Below are 20,110 nucleotides of genomic sequence, written 5' to 3'. Positions count from 1 at the left end.
ATGGACGGCCTCGCGCTCCTCCTCGCCGCCACGCTGAACGCCGGCACAGCACTGGCCATCGCCGGCATCGGCCTGCTGATCAACGAACGGGCCGGCGTGATCAACCTGGGCGCCGAGGGCCTGATGCTGGTGGCCGCCATCGCAGGCTTCGCCACCACGGTGCACACCGGCAGCAGCTGGCTGGGCTTTGGCGCCGGCATGCTGTCCGGCGCGGTGCTGGCCTCGCTGTTCGGCCTGCTGGTGATCTGGCTCAACACCAACCAGGTGGCGACCGGCCTCGCGCTGAGCCTGTTCGGCGGCGGCTTTTCGGCCTTCCTGGGCATCCGCTACGTGCAGGAAAAGCTCGGCGAGCAGGTCCAGTTCCACGTGCCGCTGCTGGGGGATCTGCCGTTCATCGGCCCGGCGCTGTTCCGCCAGCACCCGATGGTCTACATCGCCATCGTGCTGACGGCGCTGCTGGCCTGGTTCCTTTACCGCACGCGCGCCGGCCTGGTGCTGCGCGCGGTCGGCGAGTCGCCCGAATCGGCGCATGCGCTGGGCTACCCGGTGCGTCGCATCCGGCTGGCGGCGGTGGTCGTTGGTGGTGCGATGTGCGGCCTGGCCGGTTCCTACATCTCGGTGATCTACACGCCGCTGTGGGTCGAAGGCATGATCGCCGGCAAGGGCTGGATCGCGCTGGCGCTCACCACCTTCGCCACCTGGCGCCCGGCACGGGTGTTGCTGGGTGCCTACCTGTTCGGCGGCGTGACCATGCTGCAGTTCTACCTGCAAGGCAACGGCGTGCACATCCCCGTGCAGTTCCTCGGCATGCTGCCTTACCTGTCGACCGTGGTCGTGCTGGTGCTGATCTCCAGCAACGCCAACTGGGTTCGCGCCAACATGCCCGCCTCGCTCGGCAAACCGTTTTTCCCCGGTTCCTGACCGGACACTTTTCTTCCCTGGCAATCCACTTCAAGAGAGAAGCGCCCATGACCCTGATGACCAAGCGTTCGCTGCTCCAGCTGACCAGCTGGACGACCATTGCCGCTGCCGCGGCCCTGGTCGGCTGCGGCAAGAAGGAAGAAACCCCGCCGCCCGCGGCTGCCGAGCCCGCTTCGGCCGCTGCACCGGCCCCTGCCAAGCCCGAGCCGCTGAAGATCGCCTTCGCCTACCTCGGCCCGGCCGGCGACCACGGCTGGACCTACGCGCACGACACCGCGCGCAAGGCCATCGAAGCCGAATTCGGCGACAAGATCCAGACCAGCTTCGTCGAGAACGTGCCCGAGTCGGCCGACGCAGAACGCGTCTTCCGCGACATGGCCACGCAAGGCAACAAGCTGATCTTCGGCACCAGCTTCGGCTACATGGAGCCGATGCTGAAGGTCGCGGCCGACTTCCCGGATGCGAAGTTCGAACACGCCACCGGCTTCAAGCAGAGCGCCAACCTGCGCAGCTACGACAGCCGCAGCTACATGGGTGCCTACATGGCCGGCATCATCGCCGGCAAGATGAGCAAGACCAACACGCTCGGCGTGGTCGGCTCCATCCCCGTGCCTGAAGTCATCCGCAACATCGACGCCTACACCCTGGGCGCCCTGAGCGTGAACCCGAAGATCAAGACCAAGGTGGTCTGGGTCAACAGCTGGTTCGATCCGCCCAAGGAAACCGAAGCCGCGCAGTCGCTGATCAACGGCGGCGCCGACGTGCTGCTGCAGAACACCGACTCCACCGCCGTGCTGCAGACCGCCGAGAAGAACAAGAAGTTCGCCTTCGGCTGGGACAGCGACATGTCCAAGTTCGCACCGACCGCCCACCTCGCCTCGGCCATCATCAACTGGACGCCGTATTACAAGAAGGCCGTTCAGGAGACGCTGGACGGCAGCTGGAAGGGCAGCACGGCGACCTGGTGGGGCGTCAAGGAAGGCGCCAACGACATCGTCGCGATCAGCGACCAGGTGCCGGCCGACGTGAAGGAACTGGTCGCCAAGACCAAGGCCGGCCTGGCCGACGGCAGCATCGACGTCTTCAAGGGCCCGCTGGTGGACAACACCGGCAAGGAAATGCGCAAGAAGGACGAAGCCGGCGACGACAAGTTCCTCGGCGGCCTGAACGTCTACGTCAAGGGCGTCGAAGGCAAGGTGCCGGGCGCGAAGTAAGCCCCTGGCGAGTTGCCTGCACCCAAAAGCCGCCCGCGCAAGCCGGCGGCTTTTTCTTTTCAGGGCTGCACGGCTCGCACCAGCTGGATCGCCCGCTCCGGGCAGGCCACCACGCACAGCCCACAGGCCAGGCAGGCGTCCTCGCGGGGTGTGTAGGCCGTCTGCATGCCGTGCACCCGCACTTTCAGGCGGGCCATGAAACCCAGCGCCTGGAAGTCCGCCGGTGCGATGGTGCTCACGTCGAAGACGTCGTATGGGCAGACCTCCACGCAGTCGCCCTTGCCCTCGCATTTGGCGCGGTTCACGACCGGGATGTATTCGCCCGGCGCGGCCTGGCAGGCCTGGCCCGGCCGCTGTGGATGGGCGGCGGCGCGTTTGACCTTGGCGGGGTTGGTGCGTTTGGTCGAGGTTTGGGAAGCAGCTGAGGGCATGTAGAGTGGCAGTGGCGCCGCGCAGCGGCTTTGCCAAATTCTCGAAGCGGCCCTGGGCGCGCATGTAACGTTTGATGCCTTGCGCTGCAACGAAAGATTGCAGCGCCGCGGTCGCAGGCCACCTACGCCAGCCGCTTGCCCATGGTGTGCGACAGCACTTCGTAGCCCAACTCCTGGTAGAGCTTGCGGGCCTGTTCGTTGAAGGCCCAGACGACCAGGCGCATGTCGGTGGCGCGGTGTTCGCGGGCCCAGTCATCGGCCTGCGCCATCATGGCCCGGCCCAGGCCCATGCCACGCGCTTCGGGGCAGACGCAGACGGAGTTGACGCGGCCGTAGCGCATCGGCTGCAGCAGGCTGTGGCGTTCCTCGATCAGCGACAGCGCGATGAAGCCCAGCGACTGGCCGAAGGCATCTTCGACCAGGAAGATGGCCCGGTCCGCGCCCAGCATGCTGTCCTGCCAGTGCAGGCGGTCGCGTGAGGGCGTGGCAGGTGGCGCGAACACGTCCGGCCAGGCCTGGTGGTGGATCAGGTTCAGCTCCTGCGCCAGGTCGCAGACCAGGTCCAGGTCGGCCAGGCTGGCCTGGCGCAGCGTGATGCCTTCGAGACGGGGTTTGTCTGCGTGCATGGCGTCAGGCTCGCGCAAACAGCATCGCCAGCCGCTGCACCGCAGCTTCGGCCACGGCGCGGTCTGGCGTGGTGTCTTCGTTGTCGAAGTCACCGTCCACGCTGGACTGCACCAGCAGCCCGTCGCGGCGCGAAACGACATTCAGGTTGTGGCCGCGCCAGTTGAGCCCGTAGCGCACCTCTGGCTGCTGCACCAGGCGCGCGATCTGGCCGCGCACCGGCACCAGGCTGTTGTCGCCCATCAGCTGGCGTGCGCCGTAGCCGGTGGCGTTGACCAGCGTGCGCTCCTTGAGGGCCGCGAACTGGCGCGGGCTTTCGAACTCGCGGTGCTGGACCTCGCCGCCGTCGCGCATGAACTCGCCCAGCAGCATCTGGCTGTAGGCCGGCAGGTTGAACACCATCTGCGTGTAGCGGCGCGCGAAGGGCACCGGGAACGGGTGCTGGTCCGGCGAGAGCGCGACCGAGCGCGGGTGCAGATCGCGCAGCAACTCGCTTTCCAACTCGGCGTATTCGGGCTCGGGGTGGCGCGGCGGCGCCTCGTCGTCCGGCAGTTCCTGGTCGAACGGGATGTCCGACAGCACGTAGCCCTCGCGCCATTCCACCGGGTCGCCCGGCAGGCCCATCATGCGCTGGTAGGTCTGGTGCGACAGGCGCGCCATGGCTTCCCATTGCTGGCGGAAGGCGGGCGTGGCGTGGGCTTCGTCGCAGATGCGCGAGTCCGGCGACCACACGCCTGTGGCCTTCGACGAGCGCACCTCTGGCGGCAGTTCGCGGCAGTAGATCGTCACGCGCAGCCCGGCGCGCTGCGCGGCGCGTGCAGTCGTCAGGCCAATGGCGCCGCAGCCGATCACGGCGAGGTGCTTTTCCTTCGTGGTGAGCGCCAGGTCCACCGCCAGCTTCGCCGAGCCCCAGGACAGCGACCAGCCGCTGCCGCCATGGCCGTAGTTGTGCACCACCGTCTGCCGCCCAATGCGCTGCGCTTCGATGCGCGGCCCGGCGGCGCGAAACGGCCGGGTGCAGACGGTGATGTCGACGATGCGGTCGGTGCGCGCCTGGATGGGCGCCAGCAGCGGCGGCGGCGCAAACGGCGGCTGGCTGACGGCTGCAGCCGTCTGTGCGCCAGCGCGCTGGCTCAGCGAAGCGGTGGACAGGCCGGCAAGCGTGGCGCCGGTGGCGCCGATGAACTGGCGACGTTGCAGGGTCATGAACAGGGCCGCGGAGGAGGTGAGGCCGCGGATTATCTAGCGCGACGTCTCAGGCCAGCGCCGGGCCGCTCCCAAGCGGCCTGAGCACCCTCACGGAGGGTGGCAGCGGTACGCCGCAGCCGGGTGCCCACGTTTCATGCCAGCGACAGCCCTTGCGTGGCCTGTTTCAACAGCCCGCGCACGGTGTCCAAGTCCGCACCCACGTGCCGGTCGATGCGACGGATGAACGGGCAGGTCAGCACTGCCAGCGCGTGGCCGTGCGAGTCCAGGATGGGCATGGACAGGTCTGTCACGCCAAACGCCTGCTGGCTCTCGCCCTGCCAGTGGCCTTGCTCGCGCACGCGCGCCAGGATGGCCTGCAGTTCGGTGGCGCCCACCGGCACCTCGCCGTCCAGCGCCACGTGTTCGGCCAGCATCAGAGCGCGCCGGGTTTCGGGCTGGAAGGCCAGCAGCACGTGGCCGGAGCCCGTGTCCGCCAGGCTCACGCGCACGCCCAGGCGGATCGACAAGCCCCAGGCGCTGGGCCCGTTGACCTGCGCGACCACGGTGATGTTGCCGCGGTCGTAGATGCCCAGGTGGCAGGACTGCTCGGCCGCCTTGGCAAACGCATCCATGGCCGGCAGCGCGCGCGTCACCAGCCGTTCGATGGGCGGGTGACGGTGGCCCAGCACGAACAGCTTCAGGCTCAGGGCGTAGCGGTCCCCCTCCTGCGAGCGCGTCACGTAATGGCGCACCACCAGCCGCTCCAGCATGCGGTAGATCTCGCTGGGACTGCGGCCCATGGCCTTGACGATCTCGGCGCGGGTCATGCCCTGCGGCTGCTCGGCCAGCAGTTCGAGGATGTCCAGGCCCTTGTCCAGGGCCGGTGCGCGGTAACGGTCGTTGGGTGCGTCGCTGGTCGGCTCGTTGTCGGGTTCGGTCATGGCGGCGGCGGGTAAGGGGCGCAACAGGAAGGATGGACGAGGCTCCGCTCGCGTCGGCCTGCGCTGACCATACCGGACGGCAGCGCTCAGTCGGCCCTTCGGGTCCTCAGGGTAAGCACCAGAGGCGCAAGCAGAATCGGATCACTACAGTCATTCTCCAGTAAACGAAGTGTTCATACATGAACTTTTGAGGCGCCCATGAGACTGCAAGGCAAAACCATCCTGATCACCGCTGCGGGGCAAGGCATCGGCCGCGCCAGCGCGCTGGCCTGCGCCGCCGAAGGCGCGCGCGTGATCGCCACCGACATCAACGGCGCGCTGCTCGAATCACTGGCCGCCGAGGGTGCCGGCATCGACACGCGTTTGCTGGACGTGCGGGACAGCGCTGCCATTGCTGCGCTGGCGGCTTCGCTGCCGCCACTGGACGGCCTGTTCAATTGCGCCGGCTTCGTGCACCACGGCACTGTGCTGGACTGCGACGAAGCCGCCTGGGACTTCAGCTTCGACCTGAACGTCAAGGGCGCCTACCGGCTGATCCGCGCCTTCCTGCCCGGCATGCTGGAGAAGATGAAGCAGGACGGCAGCTTCGGCAGCGTCATCAACATGGCGTCCATCGCGTCCTCGGTCAAGGGCCTGCCGAACCGCTTTGTCTACGGCGCGACCAAGGCCGCGGTGATCGGCATGAGCAAGGCCATCGCGGCGGACTACGCCAAGGTGGGACTGCGCTGCAATGCACTGTGCCCCGGCACCGTGGACACGCCCTCGCTGCGTGGCCGCATTGCGGGCGCGGCAGACCCGGTGCAGGCCGAGAAGGACTTCATCGCCCGCCAGCCGCTGGGCCGGCTGGCCACGGTCGAAGACATCGCGCCGCAGGTGGTCTACCTGCTCAGCGACGAGTCGTGCTTCGTCACCGGCCAGGCCGTGATGGTGGACGGCGGCATTTCGATCTGAGCTTCGTGCCTGCTGTATGAATCGAACAGACGCGCACCAGCACTTCTGGCGCCCCGCTCGCGGCGACTACGGCTGGCTGCAAGGCGACGAGCCGGCGCTGGCGCCGCTGCGGCGCGACTTCCTGCCCGAGGAATTGCAGCCGCTGATGCAGGCCGCTGGCGTGCAGAAGACGGTGCTGGTGCAGGCGGCCGACAGCGTGGCCGAGACCGAATGGCTGCTGGAACTGGCCTCGCAGCATGACTTCATCGCCGGCGTGGTTGGCTGGGTGGACCTGAGCCGCGCGGACGCGGTGCAGACGCTGACGCGCCTGGCCTTGCACCCGAAGTTCAAGGGCGTGCGGCCGATGCTGCAGGACCTGCCCGATGCGAACTGGATCTGCCGCGCGCCGCGGCCCGAGGCCATCGAGGCGCTGGTTTCGTTTGGCCTGTGTTTCGACGTGCTGGTGCAGCCGGTTCAACTGCCGTTTGTGCTGCAGTTCCTGCGCGACTGGCCGGCGCTGCCTGCGGTGATGGATCATGCCGCCAAGCCGCCGCTGGCCGAAGGCTGGCACGCGGGCTGGGTGGCGCCTTGGCGCCGGCTGATGGGCGAGGCCTCGCAGCTGCCGAATGTCAGCTGTAAGTTCTCTGGCCTGTTGACCCAGTTGCCGGCGACCGAGCGTGGCTCGGTCGCCGACGCCGTCACCGCGCTGCGCCCGCTCTGGCACGAGTTGCTGACCCTGTTCGGGCCGGAGCGCCTGATGTGGGGCAGCGACTGGCCGGTGCTGACGCTGGCTGGCTCGCATGCGGAATGGGTGGCCGTCAGCGAAGCGCTGATCGGCGAGCTGTCGCCCGAAGCGCAGGCGGACGTGTGGACCCGCAATGCGCAGCGCTTCTACGGCCTGTGAAGGTGTTGACATGACCCCGCTCGTCGAGATTCGCAACCTGTCGAAGTCCTTTGCCGGCGTGCGTGCGCTGCAGGACATCCAGTTCGAGCTGCTGCCCGGCGAGGTGCATGCGCTGATGGGTGAAAACGGCGCCGGCAAGTCCACGCTGATGAAGGTGCTGGCGGGCGTCTATCCGCGCGATGGTGGCGAGATCCTGGTCGACGGCCGTGCGGTCGAGATCGACAGCCCGCGCGCCGCGCAGGCGCTGGGCATCGGCATCGTGCATCAGGAACTGAACCTGATGAACCACCTCAGCGCCGCGCAGAACATCTTCATCGGCCGCGAGCCGCATGGACGCTTCGGCTGGCTGGACGAGGCCGCGCTGAACGCCAAGGCCGAGCAGCTGTTCCAGCGCCTGAACCTGAAGCTGGACCCGCGCACGCCCGTGGGCGAGCTGACGGTGGCGCGCCAGCAGATGGTGGAGATCGCCAAGGCGCTGTCCTTCGACTCGCGCGTGCTGATCATGGACGAGCCCACCGCGGCACTGAACAACCAGGAAGTGGCGGACCTGTTTCGCATCATCCGGCAACTGCAGGCCGAAGGCGTGGGCATCGTCTACATCTCGCACAAGATGGACGAGCTGCAGCAGATCGCCGACCGCGTCACCGTGATGCGCGACGGCCTGTACATCGCCACCGCGCCCATGGCCACGACCAGCGTGGACAGCATCATCGGCATGATGGTCGGCCGCCAGCTCGATGCCTTCACCAAGCACCTGCCCGACACCACGCGCAACGAAGTGCTGCTCCAGGTGCGCGGCCTGAACCGCGGCCGCGCGGTGCGCGATGTGTCCTTCGAGCTGCGCGCCGGCGAGATCCTCGGCTTCGCCGGCCTGATGGGCGCCGGCCGCACCGAAGTCGCGCGTGCGATCTTCGGGGCCGACCCGCTGGACTCGGGCAAGATCCGCGTGCGCGGCAAGCCGGTCACGATCCGCTCGCCGCAACAGGCGGTGGCGCTGGGCATTGGCTACCTGTCCGAGGACCGCAAGCACTTCGGCCTGGCGACCGGGCTGGACGTGGAGACCAACATCGCGCTGGCCTCCATGGGCCAGTTCACGTCGGCCGCCGGCTGGGTGAACCAGGCCGCGCTGCGCCAGACGGCCGAGCAGCATGTGCGCCAGCTGGGCATCAAGACGCCTTCGGTCGAGCAGCCGGTGCGGCTGCTGTCGGGCGGCAACCAGCAGAAGATCGTCATTGCCAAATGGCTGCAGCGCGACTGCGACATCCTGTTCTTCGACGAGCCCACGCGCGGCATCGACGTGGGCGCCAAGGCCGAGATCTACAAGCTGCTGAACCAGCTTGCCGCGCAGGGCAAGGCCATCGTCGTGATCTCTTCCGAACTGCCCGAGGTGCTGCGCCTGGCGCACCGCGTGCTGGTGATGTGCGAAGGCCGCATCACCGGCGAACTCTCGGCCGGGCAGGCCACCCAGGCCAGCATCATGCAGCTGGCCACGCGGCGTGAAGCCGCCCCCGCCTGAGGGCGCAACGAACACCGACTGCCATGCCACCCATCACCACTTCTCCCTTGCCGGCGGCCGAAGCCGCCGTGCCGCGCCGCCGCGTCTGGCTGCGCCCCGCTGCGCGCCAGAAGCTGCTGGCCTTTGCCAGCCTGCTGGCGCTGATGGTGTTCTTCAGCTTCGCCTCCGGCAGCTTCCTGCAGGTCGACAACATGGTCAGCATCCTGCAGGCCACGGCGGTCAACGGCGTGCTGGCGATTGCCTGCACCTTTGTCATCATCACCTCGGGCATCGACCTGTCGGTCGGCACGCTGATGACCTTCTGCGCGGTGATGGCCGGGGTGTTCCTGACCTACCTCGGCCTGCCGTTGCCGGTCGGCGTGGCTGCGGCGCTGTTCTTCGGCGCGCTGAGCGGCTTCGGCTCGGGCCTGTTGATCGCCAAGCTGAAGATCCCGCCTTTCATCGCCACGCTGGGCATGATGATGCTGCTCAAGGGCCTGTCGCTGGTGATCTCCGGCACCAAGCCGATTTACTTCAACGACACGCCAGGCTTCTCGGCCATTTCGCAGGACTCGCTGATCGGCGACCTGATCCCCGCGCTGCCGATCCCCAACGCGGTGCTGATCCTGTTCATCGTCGCCATCGTCGCCAGCCTGATCCTGAACAAGACCATGCTGGGCCGCTACACCTTCGCGCTGGGCAGCAACGAAGAAGCGGTGCGGCTTTCGGGCGTGAATGTCGACTTCTGGAAGATCGTCGTCTATTCGCTCAGCGGCGCGATCTGCGGCGTGGCTGGACTCTTGATCGCCTCGCGGCTGAACTCGGCGCAGCCGGCGCTGGGCCAGGGCTACGAGCTAGACGCGATAGCCGCGGTCGTCATCGGCGGCACCTCGCTGTCCGGCGGCACCGGCACCATCCTCGGCACCATCATCGGCGCTTTCATCATGAGCGTGCTGACCAACGGCCTGCGCATCATGAACGTGGCGCAGGAATGGCAGACGGTGGTGACCGGCGTGATCATCATCCTCGCGGTCTATACCGACATCCTGCGGCGCCGCACGCGCTGAGCTGCCTCTTTTCCCGTTCCCGTTCGCTTCGATTCCTACAACGACAGGAGACACCACCATGATGAAGAAAACCGTTTCGCAACTCGCCTTGGCCGTGGCCGCCACTTTCGCGCTCGCGGGTGCCGCCAGCGCGCAAGAGGTCTACATCCCGCTGATCTCCAAAGGCTTCCAGCACCAGTTCTGGCAGGCGGTGAAGAGCGGCGCCGAGCAGGCCGGCAAGGACTACAAGGTCAAGATCAGCTTCGAGGGCCCCGAGTCCGAAGCGATGGTGGACAAGCAGATCGACATGCTCTCCGCCGCGCTGGCCAAGAAGCCGGCCGCCATCGGCTTTGCCGCGCTGGACAGCCAGGCCGCGCTGCCGCTGTTGAAGAAGGCCCAGGCCGCGAAGATCCCGGTCATCGCTTTCGACTCCGGCGTGGCCGGCGACATCCCGGTCACCACCGCCAGCACCGACAACAAGGCCGCCGCCTCGCTGGCCGCCGACAAGATGGCCGAGCTGATCGGCAAGGCCGGTGAAGTGGCCGTCGTCGCCCACGACCAGACCAGCCGCACGGGGGTGGACCGGCGCGACGGCTTCGTGGACCGCATCAAGTCCACCTATCCGAACATCAAGGTCGTCAGCGTGCAGTACGGCGGCGGCGATCACCTGAAGTCCACCGAGATCGCGAAGTCCATCCTGCAGGCCTACCCGAACCTGAAGGGCATCTTCGGCACCAACGAAGGCTCGGCCATCGGCGTGGCCAACGGTGTGCGCGAGATGAAGCGCAAGGTCGTGATCGTCGGCTACGACTCGGGCAAGCAGCAGAAGGACGCGATCCGCGACGGCCTGATCGCCGGCTCGATCACGCAGAACCCGGTGGGCATTGGCTACAAGACCGTGGAAGCGGCCGTCAAGGCGCTGAAGGGCGAGAAGCTGCCCAAGGTCATCGACACCGGCTTCTACTGGTACGACAAGACCAACCTCAACGACCCGAAGATCGCCGCGGTGCTCTACGACTGATCTTCGCCTTGCACACGACGCTGTCGTCACTCTCACTCACCGATAAAAGAGGAATCTGAATGAAACTGCTGCGCTACGGCCCCCTGGGCCAGGAAAAACCGGGCCTGCTGGATGCCGATGGGCGCGTGCGGGATCTTTCCGCCGTGGTGGCCGACATTGCCGGCGATGTGCTCACGCCCGCCGGTCTGGACAAGCTGGCCAGCCTGGACATCGCCTCGCTGCCGCTCGTGCCAGGCACGCCGCAGCGGGACCTGCGGCTGGGCGCCTGCGTCGGCAAGGTCGGCAAGTTCATCTGCATCGGGCTGAACTACGCGGACCACGCGGCCGAGTCCGGCGCGAAGGTGCCGGACGAGCCGGTGGTGTTCAACAAGTGGACCAGCGCCATCGTCGGCCCGAACGACGACGTGGAAATCCCGCGCGGCAGCTCGCGCACCGACTGGGAGGTCGAACTCGGCGTGGTGATTGGCAAGGGCGGCCGCTACATCGCCGAGGCCGATGCCATGTCGCACGTGGCCGGCTACTGCGTGGTCAACGACGTCTCCGAGCGCGAGGTGCAGCTGGAGCGCGGCGGCGGCCAGTGGGACAAGGGCAAGGGCCACGACACTTTCGGCCCCATCGGCCCGTGGCTGGTGACTGCAGACGAAGTGCCGGACCCACAGCAGCTCGCGATGTGGCTGGAGGTCGACGGCCGCCGCTTCCAGAACGGCAACACCAGCACCATGGTGTTCGGCGTGAAGAAGCTGGTCAGCTACCTCAGCCAGTTCATGAGCCTGCAGCCGGGCGACATCATCTCCACCGGCACGCCGCCGGGCGTGGGCCTGGGCCAGAAGCCGGTGCCCATCTACCTGAAGGCTGGCCAGACCATGCGCCTGGGCATCCAGGGCCTGGGCGAGCAGCAGCAGCGCACGGTACAGGCCTGAACGCCCGGAACACGCCATGACCACCATTCGTTCCATGCGCGTGCTCGACGTGCGCTTCCCCACGTCCGAGCACCTGGACGGCTCCGACGCGATGAACCCGGACCCGGACTATTCCGCGGCCTACGTGGTGCTGGAGACCGACCAGCCGGGCCTTGAAGGCCACGGCCTGACCTTCACCATCGGCCGCGGCAACGAGATCTGCTGCGCCGCGATCCGCGCGATGGAACACCTGGTCGTCGGCCTGGACCTGGCCTGGATCGCCGAGGACATGGGCCGCTTCTGGCGCCATGTCACGTCCGACAGCCAGCTGCGCTGGATCGGCCCGGACAAGGGTGCCATCCACCTGGCCACCGGCGCGGTGGTGAATGCTGTGTGGGATCTGTGGGCCAAGGCCGAGGGCAAGCCGGTGTGGCAGCTGGTGTCCGACATGACGCCGGAGCAGATCGTCAAGCTGATCGACTTTCGCTACATCACCGACTGCATCACACCCGACGAAGCGCTGGCGCTGTTGCGCGAGCGTGGCGAAGGCAAGGCCGCGCGCCGCGCCGAGCTGCTGGCCAACGGCTACCCCTGCTACACCACCTCGGCCGGCTGGCTGGGCTATGACGACGCGAAGCTGCGCCGCCTGGCGCAGGAGGCGGTGGACGCCGGCTTCTCGCACATCAAGCTGAAGGTGGGCCGTGACAGGGCCGACGACATCCGCCGCGTGCGCATTGCCCGCGAGGTGCTGGGCCCGGACCGCAAGCTGATGATCGATGCCAACCAGGTCTGGGAGGTGGACCAGGCCATCGATTGGCTGCAGGACCTGGCCTTTGCCAAGCCCTGGTTCATCGAGGAGCCGACCAGCCCGGACGACATCGAGGGTCACCGCCGCATCCGCGAAGCGGTGAAGGATTCGATGCAGGTCGCCACCGGCGAGATGTGCCAGAACCGCATCATGTTCAAGCAGCTGATCATGCGCGGCGCGATCGACGTGGTGCAGATCGACGCCTGCCGGCTCGGTGGCCTGAACGAGGTGCTGGCCGTGATGCTGATGGCCGCCAAGCACGGCCTGAAGGTCTGCCCGCATGCCGGCGGCGTGGGCCTGTGCGAGTACGTGCAGCACCTGTCGATGATCGACTACCTGTGCATTGCTGGCACCAAGGAAGGCCGGGTGATCGAGTTCGTGGACCACCTGCACGAGCATTTCGTGGACCCCTGCGTGATCCGCGGCGCGGCCTACCTGCCGCCCACGCGGCCGGGCTATTCGATCGAGATGAAGCCCGAGTCGCTGGCGCACTACACCTTCAAAGGCTGAACATGGACTTGCACCTGCAGGACAAGGTCGTCATCGTCACCGGTGGCGGTGCCGGCATCGGCGGCGCCATCAGCCTGGCGCTGGCCCGCGAAGGCGCAGTGCCGGTGATCTTCGGCCGCAGCCCGCTGTTGCCGGAGTTCGCCGCGCAGCTGGACACGCTGTGCCCACGCCATGCGTTCTTCCAGCTCGAACTGGAGGACGACACCGCCTGCGCCGGTGCGGTCGCCGACACGCTGAGCCGCTTCGGCGGCATCGACGCGCTGGTCAACAACGCCGGCGCCAACGATGGCGTGGGCCTGGATGCTGGCCGCGTGGCCTTCATGCGCTCGCTCGAAGCCAACCTCGTGCACTGCTACGTGATGGCGCACTTGTGCGTCGAGTCCATCAAGCAGCGCCGCGGGTCCATCGTCAACATCTCGTCCAAGACTGCGCTCACCGGCCAGGGCGGCACCAGCGGCTACGTGGCCGCGAAGGCCGCGCAGCTCGGCCTTACCCGCGAATGGGCTGCAGCGCTCGCGCCGTTTGGCGTGCGCGTCAACGCCGTGCTGCCGGCCGAGGTCATGACGCCGCTCTACCAGCGCTGGCTGCAAACCCTGCCCAACCCGGAAGACGCGCTGCAGAACATCACCGCCCGCATCCCGCTGGGCCACCGCATGACGACCGACCAGGAAATCGCCGACATGGTCGTCTTCCTGCTGTCCGACCGCTCGTCCCACACCACTGGCCAGTGGCTGCACCCGGACGGCGGCTACGTGCACCTGGACCGCGCCCTGGGGAAGATGTGATGCGCCACTGCCTGCTGCTGGACCTGAAAGACGACCCGGCCCTGATCGCCGAGTACGAAGCCCACCACCGCCGCATCTGGCCCGAGGTTGCGGCGCACCTGCACGAGCAAGGCGTGCTGTCCATGGAGATCTACCGCCTCGGCACCCGGCTGTGCATGGTCATGGAAACCGACGACGCGGTCTACAACCCCGAGCGCATGGCCCAGGCCCAGGCCGAAGACCCGAAGCTGCGCGAATGGGAAGACCTGATGTGGCGCTTCCAGGCGTCCACGCCGTGGACGCCGGCGGGTGAGAAGTGGGTGCCGGCGGCGCGCATCTTCGATTGGCGCGCCAAGGTCTGACGAATCACGCCACGGCTTCGTCCGGCGCATCCGCCAGCAGGAAGTCCCGCAGCAACCTCGCGCTCGGCCCGATGCGCCGGCTGTGCACCAGGAAAATCTCCAGCGACGCGGTTTCCACTTCGGGCAGCACGCGCACCAGTTCGCCTGACGCGAGCAGCGGTGCGGCGTCGTAGGCCGGCAGGCGGGCGATGCCTTCGCCGGCCAGCACGAAGGCCAGGCGGGAGGCGGCGCTGTCGGTGACGATGTCGCCTTGCACGGGGATTTCGATGGTCTTCCCGTCGTGGCGGGCCGAGAGCGTGCGCTGTGATGGCGGGTACACCACCCAGCGCTGTTGCGCCAGCGAAGCCACCGTGGCGGGCGTGCCGTGGCGGCGCAGGTAGGCGGGTGAGGCGCACAGCATCGTCGGCTCCTTGACCAGGCGGCGGGCCACCAGGTCCGAGTCCGCCAGCGGGCCGGCGCGCACGGCCAGCTCGATGCCGGCCTGCACCAGGTCCACGTTGCTGTCGTTCATCGCCACGTGCAGGCGGATGGACGGGTAGCGCCGGCGGAACGCCAGCAAGGCCGGCAGGATGCGCCGCTGGCCGAAGTGGTGCGAGCAGGTGATGCGCACTTCGCCGCGCGGCTCGGCGCGCAGCAGCTCCATGCCGCGGATGCCGTCCTGCGCCTCGTCCAGCATGCGCTCGCAGTGCACGCGGAAGGCTTCGCCGGCGGGTGTGAGGCTGAAGCTGCGCGTGCTGCGCTGGGCCAGCGGCACGCCCAGCTTGGCTTCCAGGCTGGCCACATGGTGGCTCACCACCGCGCGGGTCAGGCCCAACGCCCGCGCACCGGCCGAGAAGCTGCCGCTGCGGACCACGGTGGCGAAGACGGCCATCGCGCGCAGTTCGTCCAGGATGGGCGATGGGTGGGTGCTCATGGCTTGATTGTCAGATCAGATAAGACAATCAGTCAACTTCCGCGCGTCTACCGTGCAGGTGCCGCTTTCCTTAATCTTCGTTTCATCCCGGAGTCGCCGGGTGTCAACCGAAATAGGAGAGTGTCATGAGTGTCAAGCATGTTCTGTTTGTTGTGACAAACGCAGCTGTGATCGGCCCGAACAATCGCGCCACCGGTTTCTTCTTCCCCGAGATCGCACACCCTTTCGAGGTGCTGGACAAGGCCGGCATCGCAGTCGAATACGCCTCGCTGCAAGGCGGCAAGCCACCGGAGGATGGCTTCGACGGCAGCGACGCGGCGCAGGCCGAGTTCCTGGCCAGCGACTCCTACCGCCGATTGGCCCGCAGCCGCAAGCTGTCCGAGGTGGACGTGCTGGACTACGACGCGGTGTTCTTCCCCGGCGGCCTGGGCCCGATGGTGGACATCACCGGCAACCCGGAGGTGCAGGCCGCCGTGCGCCGCGCCTGGGACGGCGGCAAGGTCGTCGCTGCCGTGTGCCATGGCCCGTCTGCGCTGCTGGGCGTGAAGCTGGCGGACGGTTCGCCGCTGGTGCGTGGGCGCAAGGTTGCCGGGTTCTCCACCGCCGAGGAAGACGGCTATGCCCGTGCGGATGTGCCCTTCGACCTGGAAAGCGCGCTGCGCGACGAAGGCGGCCTCTACGAATCGGCCGAACCGTGGCGGCCCAAGCTGGCCGTGGACGGCCGGCTGATCACCGGGCAGAACCCGGCTTCGGGCACGCTGGTCGGCCAAGCCATCGTCCAGGCGCTGAGCGGCAAGGCGGTGGCGTGATGAACGCGGTCGTCACCCCCATCGTGATCGTGGCCCGCTGGCAGATGCCGCTGGAGGCTGTAGACGAGGTGTTGCGCCATGTGGCGGAAGTCCGCGAGGCCACGCTGGCCGAGCCGGGCTGCCTGGGCTACGAAGTCTTCCAGGCGATCGCGAAACTCGGCGAGGTGCTGCTGCTGGAACACTACCGTGACGATGCGTCACTCCAGGCGCACCGGGAGTCAGCCCACTACCGGGCCGTGGTCGTCGACCGCATCCTGCCGCTGCTGACCCGGCGGCAGGTGGAGATCCTTCGGCCGCATGCCGTGGCCTGAAGGGACCGGTGGCACCGGCCCAGGGCGCCGGCCACCTGTCTCTTTCACTTCGCCGACCTCAGTCGCGCGCCTTCTGCGGCTGCAACTGCTGGTCCAGGAAGGTCTCCAGCTCGGTGAAAAACGCCAGCCGGTGCGCTTCCCGGCTGAGGTGGTGGTCGCCACCTTCCTGCTCCACGTAGCGGTAGGTCTTGCCGGCGCTCTTCAGCGCGCTGGCCATGGTCTGGCTCTGGTCGACCGGCACCACGCGGTCGGCCGTGCCATGCACCAGCAGCACCGGCACGCGAATGCTTCCGGCCTGGCGCGCCGGCGAGGTGGCGCGCAGGCGCTCGCGGTCGCCCCAGGCCTTGCCAATGGTGCGCTCGGCTTCTTCGAGGCCGCCGTGGTACAGGCTCTCGGTGGCGATCAGGTCCGGCAGGTCGGACACGCCGGCGAAGCTCACCGCGCAGCGGTACAGCTCGGGTGTCTTCACCACGCCCATCAGCGCCGCATAGCCGCCATAGCTGGCGCCGACGATGCAGACGCGCGCCGGGTCGGCCAGGTGCTGGCCGGTGGCCCACAGCAGCGTGTCGCTCAGGTCATCCTGCATCTCCAGGCCCCAGCGTTGCAGGCCGGCGGCCTTGTGCGCATAGCCGTAGCCGTCCGAGCCCCGGAAATTGACCTGCAGCACCAGGTAGCCGCGGTCGGCGAGGAAGGCGGTCCAGGGGTCGAAGCCGGTGTCGTCGTGGCTGTTGGGTCCGCCGTGCGGCAGCAGCACGGTGGGCAGCGGCGGGCCGGCGTCACCGAGCTTGCGGCCCAGCGGCAGCGTGGCAAATGCGACCAGCGGCAGCCCGTCGCGCGCCTTCAGCGTCACCGGCACCTTGTGCGCCAAGCGGTCCGGGTCCAGGTCCGGGTAGGTCTCTGCCAGCAGGGTCAGCTCGCCGCTGCGCCGGTCGCCCAGGTAGTACTCGCCTGGTTGGCCATTGCCCTCGGAATAGATCAGGTAGCGCTGCTCGTCGTGGCTGATGTCCAGCAGCAGGTTGTCCCGTTCGGGCAGGCCCTTGTCGATGGCCTTCAGCGTGTTGCGCCAGGTGGCGTTCCACATCGCAGGCCGCGTCTCGTCGGTGGCGTCGGCTTCTTCGTCGGCCCCGCTTCGCAGGCCCAGCACCTCGCCGGTGAGCGGCGAGCGCAGCAGCCAGCCGCCCACGTCGGCATGCGGGTCGGCCAGGCGCAGTTGGCGCGGCAGCGCGGCGTCGTCCAGGCGCACCGTGAACACCGCCAGCCGGTCCTCGTGGTAGGCCTTGATGTAAAGCTCCTGCGGGTCCTGCCCGAAGCCCATCGGCCAGACGCGGTCCTTCATTTCAGTGCTGCGCCACAGCGTGCGCCAGCGCTTGCCGTCCGGGTCGCAGGCACGGACCTCGATCACGCCATCGTCTTCCTGCAGGCCCACCCGCACGCGGCCCTGGGCGTCGCTGAGCCAGCGCATCACCAGCCGCTCAGGCCCCTTCACCATCACGCGCTCGCCGGTGTTCACGTCCACCTTGTAGACCGCCGGGTTGACCGAGCCCGGCCCGTTGAGCTGCAGCAGCACGTGCTGGCCGTCCTGCGGCAGCCAGTCGAGCACGCGGTCCTGGAATTGCTGCGAAGGCGCGTTGCCCAAAATGCTGCCGGAGGGCACCGGGTTGCGCACCAGGTTCACCGAGCCGCTGCCATCGACCTTGACCGACAGCAAGCGTGTCTCGACGGTGGCCACGAAATCGCGCCGCGAGGCAAAGCGCACGCTGGCCAGCACCCGCTCGTTGTTGACCCAGTGAATCCAGTTGAACGAGAACTCCTGGTTGTCGGTCGTCAACAGCGCGCGCGGCTTGTTGCCGGTCACCGGACGGGTCATCAGCACCGTCTTGCCGCCGGTGTTCATCAGCGCCGCGATTTGCTGCCCGTCCGGCGACAGTCTCACGTCCGACAACAGCGGCAGGCTGGCGAAACTTGTCAGCGGCTGCCGGTCAACCTTGGCCGCAATCGGCGGGCTTTCAGCCGCTGCGGCAACGGTGGAGAAAAGGGCGACCCAGGCGAGGGTCACGGAGGCAGCTGCAATGTGCAGCACGCGGCCAGCATGCCAACGCGGCAGCGGCTTGGAATGTTCGAATCGCATCGATGAAGCAGGGAAGCCAGTCGTCAGCCGGCGATTGTCGGGGCCGGACTGCGTGCACCCACATCCTCGACCGTCCTCACCCATACCGATGAATCACCCGGTACCCTTGGTTGGACTCCATCAGCACGTAACCTTCGCTGCGCCAGGTCAGCGGGCCGTCGACCTGGGCGCCGGGGGCGGCCATGCGGGTGCGGGCGACCGTGACGTGGGGTTGGTAGGTGCGGGGTTCCAGCGCGAAGCCGGCCTGGGTTGCGGCGGTGGCGAGGGCGGCGTGCAGGACCTGCAGTTCTTCCGGGATGCTGGTGGGCGCCAGCACGGCGACGCCGGCGCGGGGCCAGGTTTCGACGTGGGTCAGTGACAGCTCCAACTGCAGGCGCGGGGCGGGCACGTTGAGCTGCGGGACCAGGTCGCCCACCGTGGCGCGGGGCACGGCGCCGAGGAAAAGCAGCGTGATGTGCAGGTCGTCGCGGCGGTAGATGCGCGCGTCTTCGGGCCAGGTGCAGCGGCGCTGCCAGGCCACGATGGCGCGGGTGGTGTCTTCGTCAGGCACCAGGGCCAGGAAGAGGCGGGCGTCGGGCATGTTCGGGGGCGTGTGTCAGCGCTTCAGGAAGTCAATGCCGCCGGGGCGGTCCGCGAGATGCAGCCGGGTCTCCAGCGGCGGGCTCTCGGCCAGCATGCGGCCCTGGCGCCACACGCCCAGGCGGTGCGCGCGCAGCCGGATGGCCTCGACGGGATCTTGCGCCTGCAGCAGCACGAAGCTGGCTTCGCGGCCGACGGCGAGGCCGAAACTCTCTTCCAGCCCCAGCAGGCGCGCCGGGTTCGTCGTCACCGCTTCGAAGCATTGGCGCATCGCCGCCTGGCTGGTCATCTGCGCCACGTGCAGGCCCATGTGGGCGACCTCCAGCATGTCGCCACTGCCCAGGCTGTACCAGGGGTCCATCACGCAGTCGTGGCCGAAGGCGACGGTGAGGCCGGCGGCCATCAGTTCGGGCACGCGGGTCATGCCGCGGCGCTTGGGGTAGCTGTCGTGCCGGCCCTGCAGCGTGATGTTGATCAGCGGGTTGGCGACCACGCCGAGTTGCGCCTCGGCCATCAGCGGGATCAGCTTGGAGACGTAGTAGTTGTCCATGCTGTGCATGGAGGTCAGGTGCGAGCCGGTGACGCGGCCGTGCAGGCCCAGGCGGTGGGTCTCGAAGGCCAGGGTTTCGACGTGGCGCGACAGCGGGTCGTCGCTCTCGTCGCAGTGCATGTCCACGCGCTTGCCCAGCTCCGCGGCCAGTTCGCAAAGCCGCTTCACGCTCAAGGCGCCCTGTTCGGCCGTGCGCTCGAAATGCGGAATGCCACCGACCACGTCCACGCCGCGGCGCAGCGCCTCCTTCAGCAGGTCCATCGCGCCCGGCGCGCGCAGCACGCCGTCCTGCGGGAAGGCGACCAGCTGCAGGTCCAGGTAGGGCGACACGCGGCGCTTGACCTCCAGCAGCGCGTCCACCGCCAGCAGCCGCGGGTCGCACACGTCCACATGCGTGCGGATCGCCAGCAGGCCCTTGGCGACCGCCCAGTCGCAATAGGCCAGCGCGCGTTCGACCAGCGCCTCCTGCGTCAGATCGGGTTTCAGTTCGCCCCACAGCGCGATGCCTTCCAGCAGCGTGCCGCTCTGGTTGACGCGGGGCAGGCCGTAGCTGAGCGTCGCGTCCATGTGGAAATGGGCGTCGACAAACGGCGCGCTGAGCAGCATGCCCTGCGCGTCGACCGTCTGGGCCGCGGGGGCGTGGTCGGGCGTCAGGTGCGGGCCGATGTCGGCGATCAGGCCGTCCTGCACGGCCACGCCAATTTGGCGGCGGCCGTCGGGCAGGGTGGCGTCGTGGATCAGCAGGTCGAGCATGGGGAAAGG

Annotated in this window: 21 protein-coding genes; 13 read left to right on the top strand and 8 right to left on the bottom strand. The window is 68.1% G+C overall.

Annotated features, from left to right (window positions below):
• Window positions 1-921, top strand: a complete 921-nt coding sequence (locus LRH25_RS18635) for an ABC transporter permease (RefSeq protein WP_141287666.1) — start codon at window positions 1-3, stop codon at window positions 919-921.
• Between the two features lie 47 nt (window positions 922-968).
• Entirely contained in the window at window positions 969-2,135 is a 1,167-nt protein-coding gene (locus tag LRH25_RS18630; protein WP_141287665.1) for a BMP family ABC transporter substrate-binding protein, read from the top strand.
• Between the two features lie 59 nt (window positions 2,136-2,194).
• Here LRH25_RS18630 and LRH25_RS18625 read toward each other — a convergent pair whose 3' ends face one another.
• The 4 genes from LRH25_RS18625 to LRH25_RS18610 form a co-directional block, all read right to left on the bottom strand.
• The gene (locus LRH25_RS18625) at window positions 2,195-2,566 is read right to left on the bottom strand and encodes an ATP-binding protein (protein WP_141287664.1); all 372 of its coding nucleotides are present in this window, start codon (window positions 2,564-2,566) and stop codon (window positions 2,195-2,197) included.
• 122 nt (window positions 2,567-2,688) lie between these two features.
• Window positions 2,689-3,192 (bottom strand): GNAT family N-acetyltransferase, encoded by a 504-nt coding sequence (locus LRH25_RS18620; RefSeq protein WP_141287663.1) that lies wholly within the window; start codon window positions 3,190-3,192, stop codon window positions 2,689-2,691.
• Window positions 3,193-3,196: 4 nt separating this feature from the next.
• Window positions 3,197-4,396: an FAD-dependent oxidoreductase gene (locus tag LRH25_RS18615; RefSeq protein WP_231011904.1), complete on the bottom strand. Its 1,200-nt coding sequence runs from the start codon at window positions 4,394-4,396 to the stop codon at window positions 3,197-3,199.
• Window positions 4,397-4,530: 134 nt separating this feature from the next.
• Window positions 4,531-5,319 (bottom strand): IclR family transcriptional regulator, encoded by a 789-nt coding sequence (locus LRH25_RS18610; protein WP_141287586.1) that lies wholly within the window; start codon window positions 5,317-5,319, stop codon window positions 4,531-4,533.
• Window positions 5,320-5,517: 198 nt separating this feature from the next.
• Between LRH25_RS18610 and LRH25_RS18605 the strand changes: the two genes are divergently transcribed.
• Genes LRH25_RS18605 through LRH25_RS18565 form a run of 9 tightly spaced genes read left to right on the top strand, consistent with a single transcriptional unit; the run spans window position 5,518 to window position 14,058 of the window.
• Window positions 5,518-6,270 carry an SDR family oxidoreductase gene (locus LRH25_RS18605; protein ID WP_141287587.1) on the top strand — a complete coding sequence of 251 codons (753 nt, stop codon included), beginning with the start codon at window positions 5,518-5,520 and terminating at the stop codon, window positions 6,268-6,270.
• A gap of 16 nt (window positions 6,271-6,286) precedes the next feature.
• A complete protein-coding gene (locus tag LRH25_RS18600) occupies window positions 6,287-7,153 on the top strand; it encodes an amidohydrolase family protein (protein WP_141287588.1) in 867 nt (288 codons plus the stop codon).
• Window positions 7,154-7,163: 10 nt separating this feature from the next.
• Window positions 7,164-8,669: a sugar ABC transporter ATP-binding protein gene (locus tag LRH25_RS18595; RefSeq protein ID WP_141287589.1), complete on the top strand. Its 1,506-nt coding sequence runs from the start codon at window positions 7,164-7,166 to the stop codon at window positions 8,667-8,669.
• 23 nt (window positions 8,670-8,692) lie between these two features.
• Window positions 8,693-9,715 carry an ABC transporter permease gene (locus LRH25_RS18590; protein ID WP_141287590.1) on the top strand — a complete coding sequence of 341 codons (1,023 nt, stop codon included), beginning with the start codon at window positions 8,693-8,695 and terminating at the stop codon, window positions 9,713-9,715.
• Between the two features lie 58 nt (window positions 9,716-9,773).
• Entirely contained in the window at window positions 9,774-10,715 is a 942-nt protein-coding gene (locus tag LRH25_RS18585) for an ABC transporter substrate-binding protein (RefSeq protein WP_141287591.1), read from the top strand.
• Window positions 10,716-10,774: 59 nt separating this feature from the next.
• On the top strand, window positions 10,775-11,635 hold the full coding sequence (locus LRH25_RS18580; RefSeq protein WP_141287592.1) for an ureidoglycolate lyase: 861 nt from the start codon (window positions 10,775-10,777) through the stop codon (window positions 11,633-11,635).
• A 16-nt stretch (window positions 11,636-11,651) separates the two neighbouring features.
• Window positions 11,652-12,932: an L-fuconate dehydratase gene (locus LRH25_RS18575; protein ID WP_141287593.1), complete on the top strand. Its 1,281-nt coding sequence runs from the start codon at window positions 11,652-11,654 to the stop codon at window positions 12,930-12,932.
• 2 nt (window positions 12,933-12,934) lie between these two features.
• Window positions 12,935-13,717, top strand: a complete 783-nt coding sequence (locus LRH25_RS18570; protein ID WP_141287594.1) for an L-fucose dehydrogenase — start codon at window positions 12,935-12,937, stop codon at window positions 13,715-13,717.
• On the top strand, window positions 13,717-14,058 hold the full coding sequence (locus LRH25_RS18565) for an L-rhamnose mutarotase (RefSeq protein WP_141287595.1): 342 nt from the start codon (window positions 13,717-13,719) through the stop codon (window positions 14,056-14,058). Before LRH25_RS18570 ends, LRH25_RS18565 begins: the two co-directional genes overlap by 1 nt.
• Window positions 14,059-14,062: 4 nt before the next feature.
• On the opposite strand, the gene LRH25_RS18560 is transcribed toward LRH25_RS18565, so the two are convergent.
• On the bottom strand, window positions 14,063-14,971 hold the full coding sequence (locus LRH25_RS18560; RefSeq protein WP_231011903.1) for a LysR family transcriptional regulator: 909 nt from the start codon (window positions 14,969-14,971) through the stop codon (window positions 14,063-14,065).
• A 125-nt stretch (window positions 14,972-15,096) separates the two neighbouring features.
• Here LRH25_RS18560 and LRH25_RS18555 point away from each other — a divergent pair, with 125 nt between their 5' ends.
• Together LRH25_RS18555 and LRH25_RS18550 are read left to right on the top strand one after the other, a co-directional pair.
• A complete protein-coding gene (locus LRH25_RS18555; protein WP_141291087.1) occupies window positions 15,097-15,780 on the top strand; it encodes a type 1 glutamine amidotransferase domain-containing protein in 684 nt (227 codons plus the stop codon).
• Window positions 15,780-16,091, top strand: a complete 312-nt coding sequence (locus LRH25_RS18550; protein ID WP_141291088.1) for an antibiotic biosynthesis monooxygenase family protein — start codon at window positions 15,780-15,782, stop codon at window positions 16,089-16,091. The genes LRH25_RS18555 and LRH25_RS18550 overlap by 1 nt, the downstream gene beginning before the upstream one ends.
• A gap of 58 nt (window positions 16,092-16,149) precedes the next feature.
• Here LRH25_RS18550 and LRH25_RS18545 read toward each other — a convergent pair whose 3' ends face one another.
• The 3 genes from LRH25_RS18545 to LRH25_RS18535 form a co-directional block, all read right to left on the bottom strand.
• The gene (locus tag LRH25_RS18545) at window positions 16,150-18,219 is read right to left on the bottom strand and encodes a S9 family peptidase (RefSeq protein ID WP_231011902.1); all 2,070 of its coding nucleotides are present in this window, start codon (window positions 18,217-18,219) and stop codon (window positions 16,150-16,152) included.
• 76 nt (window positions 18,220-18,295) lie between these two features.
• The gene (thpR, locus tag LRH25_RS18540) at window positions 18,296-18,799 is read right to left on the bottom strand and encodes an RNA 2',3'-cyclic phosphodiesterase (RefSeq protein WP_141290805.1); all 504 of its coding nucleotides are present in this window, start codon (window positions 18,797-18,799) and stop codon (window positions 18,296-18,298) included.
• Between the two features lie 15 nt (window positions 18,800-18,814).
• Complete coding sequence (locus tag LRH25_RS18535) at window positions 18,815-20,101, bottom strand: amidohydrolase family protein (protein WP_141290803.1); 1,287 nt, start codon at window positions 20,099-20,101, stop codon at window positions 18,815-18,817.
• Window positions 20,102-20,110: the final 9 nt, after the last annotated feature.

Origin of the sequence: Ideonella azotifigens (genome assembly GCF_021043325.1) — a bacterium.
Classification (GTDB): domain Bacteria; phylum Pseudomonadota; class Gammaproteobacteria; order Burkholderiales; family Burkholderiaceae_C; genus Ideonella; species Ideonella azotifigens.
Note: the sequence above shows the minus strand (reverse complement) of the source record. Positions and strands in the feature narration are given on the sequence as shown.

Excerpts from the sequence above, each read along its gene's own strand:
- thpR (WP_141290805.1), bottom strand. The coding sequence starts at position 18,799 with ATGCCCGACGCCCGCCTCTTCCTGGCCCTGGTGCCTGACGAAGACACC.
- LRH25_RS18630 (WP_141287665.1), top strand. The coding sequence starts at position 969 with ATGACCCTGATGACCAAGCGTTCGCTGCTCCAGCTGACCAGCTGGACG.
- LRH25_RS18575 (WP_141287593.1), top strand. The coding sequence starts at position 11,652 with ATGACCACCATTCGTTCCATGCGCGTGCTCGACGTGCGCTTCCCCACG.
- LRH25_RS18580 (WP_141287592.1), top strand. The coding sequence starts at position 10,775 with ATGAAACTGCTGCGCTACGGCCCCCTGGGCCAGGAAAAACCGGGCCTG.
- LRH25_RS18625 (WP_141287664.1), bottom strand. The coding sequence starts at position 2,566 with ATGCCCTCAGCTGCTTCCCAAACCTCGACCAAACGCACCAACCCCGCC.
- LRH25_RS18635 (WP_141287666.1), top strand. The coding sequence starts at position 1 with ATGGACGGCCTCGCGCTCCTCCTCGCCGCCACGCTGAACGCCGGCACA.
- LRH25_RS18620 (WP_141287663.1), bottom strand. The coding sequence starts at position 3,192 with ATGCACGCAGACAAACCCCGTCTCGAAGGCATCACGCTGCGCCAGGCC.
- LRH25_RS18585 (WP_141287591.1), top strand. The coding sequence starts at position 9,774 with ATGATGAAGAAAACCGTTTCGCAACTCGCCTTGGCCGTGGCCGCCACT.
- LRH25_RS18565 (WP_141287595.1), top strand. The coding sequence starts at position 13,717 with ATGCGCCACTGCCTGCTGCTGGACCTGAAAGACGACCCGGCCCTGATC.
- LRH25_RS18615 (WP_231011904.1), bottom strand. The coding sequence starts at position 4,396 with ATGACCCTGCAACGTCGCCAGTTCATCGGCGCCACCGGCGCCACGCTT.
- LRH25_RS18570 (WP_141287594.1), top strand. The coding sequence starts at position 12,935 with ATGGACTTGCACCTGCAGGACAAGGTCGTCATCGTCACCGGTGGCGGT.
- LRH25_RS18610 (WP_141287586.1), bottom strand. The coding sequence starts at position 5,319 with ATGACCGAACCCGACAACGAGCCGACCAGCGACGCACCCAACGACCGT.
- LRH25_RS18605 (WP_141287587.1), top strand. The coding sequence starts at position 5,518 with ATGAGACTGCAAGGCAAAACCATCCTGATCACCGCTGCGGGGCAAGGC.
- LRH25_RS18535 (WP_141290803.1), bottom strand. The coding sequence starts at position 20,101 with ATGCTCGACCTGCTGATCCACGACGCCACCCTGCCCGACGGCCGCCGC.
- LRH25_RS18595 (WP_141287589.1), top strand. The coding sequence starts at position 7,164 with ATGACCCCGCTCGTCGAGATTCGCAACCTGTCGAAGTCCTTTGCCGGC.
- LRH25_RS18550 (WP_141291088.1), top strand. The coding sequence starts at position 15,780 with ATGAACGCGGTCGTCACCCCCATCGTGATCGTGGCCCGCTGGCAGATG.
- LRH25_RS18555 (WP_141291087.1), top strand. The coding sequence starts at position 15,097 with ATGAGTGTCAAGCATGTTCTGTTTGTTGTGACAAACGCAGCTGTGATC.
- LRH25_RS18560 (WP_231011903.1), bottom strand. The coding sequence starts at position 14,971 with ATGAGCACCCACCCATCGCCCATCCTGGACGAACTGCGCGCGATGGCC.
- LRH25_RS18600 (WP_141287588.1), top strand. The coding sequence starts at position 6,287 with ATGAATCGAACAGACGCGCACCAGCACTTCTGGCGCCCCGCTCGCGGC.
- LRH25_RS18590 (WP_141287590.1), top strand. The coding sequence starts at position 8,693 with ATGCCACCCATCACCACTTCTCCCTTGCCGGCGGCCGAAGCCGCCGTG.
- LRH25_RS18545 (WP_231011902.1), bottom strand. The coding sequence starts at position 18,219 with ATGCGATTCGAACATTCCAAGCCGCTGCCGCGTTGGCATGCTGGCCGC.